Origin of the sequence: Microbacterium sp. BF1, from assembly GCF_019279095.1 — a bacterium.
Taxonomy (GTDB): Bacteria; Actinomycetota; Actinomycetes; order Actinomycetales; family Microbacteriaceae; genus Microbacterium; species Microbacterium maritypicum.
Map to the genome: position 1 here is coordinate 1 of NZ_JAGYWT010000375.1, position 2472 is coordinate 2472.

Genomic DNA, 2472 nt, shown 5'->3' on the forward strand with positions numbered 1-2472 from the left:
GGTGCGCCGCTGATGGCCAACGTCAAGGGCTGGATCTGGTACTCGCCGGCAAAGTTCGCCGAATGGGGCGTCGAGGTTCCCAAGACGCTCGACGAGATGGGCGCCCTCACCGAGAAGATCCAGGCGATGCTGGAGCTCCGCGACCTTGTGCGGATTATGCGTCGCGAGCACGATCCGCATGGTCACTCCCCTGCCAGTGCGGCGAGCTGCGCGCCCTTCAGGTCGGCGCATCCGGCCAGACCGAGCTCGAGCAGCGCGTCGAGCTCCCGCTTGTCGAACGGAGCGCCCTCGGCCGTTCCCTGGACCTCGACGAAGAGTCCGCGGCCGGTGACGACGATGTTCATGTCGGTCTCCGCGCGCACATCCTCGACATATGCCAGATCGAGCATGGGCTCGCCATCGATGATCCCCACGGACACGGCGGCGACCGAATCGAGCAGCGGCGTGGAGTTCTTGCCGATGAACTTCTTCTCCCGGCCCCACTCGATGGCATCGGCGAGCGCCACGTACGCACCGGTGATGGCCGCCGTGCGCGTGCCACCGTCAGCCTGCAGCACGTCGCAGTCGATCACGATCGTGTTCTCGCCGAGCGCCTTCGTATCGACGACGGCACGCAGGGCGCGACCGATCAGGCGCGAGATCTCATGGGTGCGACCGCCGATGCGGCCCTTGACGCTCTCCCGGTCGTTCCGGCTGTTCGTGGCCCGCGGGAGCATGGAGTACTCGGCCGTGACCCATCCCTTGCCCTTACCGGTCAACCAGCGCGGAACGCCGTTGGTGAAGGAGGCGGTGCACAGCACCTTGGTGCCGCCGAAGCTGATCAGTGCGGATCCCTCGGCGTGCGCACTCCAGCCCCGCTCGATGGTGATCTCACGCAGCTGATCGGTGGAGCGGCCGTCGACGCGGACGATTTCGGACATGTGCTTCTCTCAGGTCGGGGTGGCGGATCGAGTCGGAGCGACTCGATCCGGATTACTCGAAAGCGTTCTCGGGAAGAGTGATCACGCCGGTCTGGACGAGTTGCACGTCGCGGACCTCACGGCCCATCAGACGGTTGGCCAGAGCGGTGAAGTCGTCGGTCGACGCTCCGGTGGCCTCGTAGACGTAGCTCGCGGTGGCATCCGGCGAGGCGAGCAGGTCTCCGCGGACGAGCTGGCGATAGACGTCGCCGGCGGTCTCGTCGTCGCTGGAGACGAGCGTGACGCCCTCTCCCATGACGTAGCTGATGGCGCCGCGAAGGAACGGATAGTGCGTGCAGCCGAGCACGAGCGTGTCGACGTCAGCATCGCGAAGAGGGGCGAGATACTCCTCAGCCACAGCGAGCACCTCCGGAGTTCCGGTGATCCCGGCCTCGACAAACTCGACGAAGCGCGGGCAGGCGGCGGTGAAGACCTGCAGCCTCTCGTTGACCTCGAGCATGTCCTGGTACGCGCGTGAGCCGATGGTGCCGACCGTGCCGATCACGCCGACGCGCCCGTTGCGGGTCGTGGAGACCGCGCGGCGCACCGCGGGACCGATCACCTCGACCACCGGGATGTCGTAGCGTTCACGAGCGTCGCGGAGCATGGCGGCCGAGGCGGTGTTGCACGCGATCACCAGCATCTTCACGCCCTGCTCGACGAGGGTGTCCAGCACCTCGAGAGAGTAGCGGCGCACGTCGGCGATGGGCTTGGGGCCGTACGGCGAGTGCGCGGTGTCGCCGATGTAGACGAACGACTCACGGGGCAGCTGGGCGCGGATGGCCCGCGCCACCGTGAGCCCGCCGACACCGGAGTCGAAGATCCCGATCGGCGCGTCGTTCATGACTCCCCAGCCTACCTGCGCGGGAGCTGCCGCGCGCATCAGGACGCTCACTAAACTGAGCGCATGACCACGTCGACGGCGCTGCTCACCGACCGCTATGAGCTGACGATGCTCGCCGCCTCCCTCCGGGACGGGACGGCATTCCGCCCCAGCGTCTTCGAGCTGTTCTCCCGGCGTCTGTCCGGGGGCCGCCGCTTCGGTGTCGTCGCCGGCACCGGCCGCCTGCTCGGTCTCCTGCGCGACTTCCGCTTCGGTGACGACGAGCTGCGGTTCCTCAGAGACCAGAACGTCGTCGATGCGTCGTCGATCGCTCACCTCGAGGACTACCGGTTCTCGGGAACGATCCGCGGCTATCGCGAGGGTGAGCTGTACTTCCCCGGCTCCCCCATCCTCACCGTCGAGGGCACGTTCGCCGATGCCGTCGTACTCGAGACGCTCGCCCTGAGCGTGCTCAATCACGATTCCGCCGTCGCGACCGCTGCCTCTCGCATGAGCATCGCCGCCGGTGAGCGTCCGCTGGCAGAGATGGGATCACGACGCGACGTACCCGACCTTCCAGGACCTGCGCAGCAAGATCAACGACCGCACCATCACCACGGCGGCACGTTCGGGCTGGCAGGCCGACTACCCGGGTCTGTACAACTTCCTCGGACCGCTCTACGCGACGGG

The 2472-nt window shown here is 67.3% G+C and carries 3 protein-coding genes and 1 pseudogene; 1 reads left to right on the forward strand and 3 read right to left on the reverse strand.

Features of this window, described 5'->3' with window-relative positions; genetic code table 11:
- The 3 genes from KZA10_RS12285 to murI form a co-directional block, all read right to left on the reverse strand.
- On the reverse strand, window positions 1–180 hold a 180-nt coding region (locus KZA10_RS12285; RefSeq protein ID WP_218683013.1), incomplete at its 3' end, for a hypothetical protein.
- 2 nt (window positions 181–182) lie between these two features.
- Complete coding sequence (gene rph / locus KZA10_RS12290; RefSeq protein ID WP_055870952.1) at window positions 183–920, reverse strand: ribonuclease PH; 738 nt, start codon at window positions 918–920, stop codon at window positions 183–185.
- Window positions 921–972: 52 nt separating this feature from the next.
- On the reverse strand, window positions 973–1803 hold the full coding sequence (gene murI / locus KZA10_RS12295) for a glutamate racemase (RefSeq protein ID WP_055870948.1): 831 nt from the start codon (window positions 1801–1803) through the stop codon (window positions 973–975).
- A 63-nt stretch (window positions 1804–1866) separates the two neighbouring features.
- On the opposite strand from murI, the pseudogene KZA10_RS12300 reads away from it, so the two are divergent.
- Window positions 1867–2472 (forward strand): annotated as a pseudogene (locus KZA10_RS12300) (hypothetical protein); the annotation flags it as partial.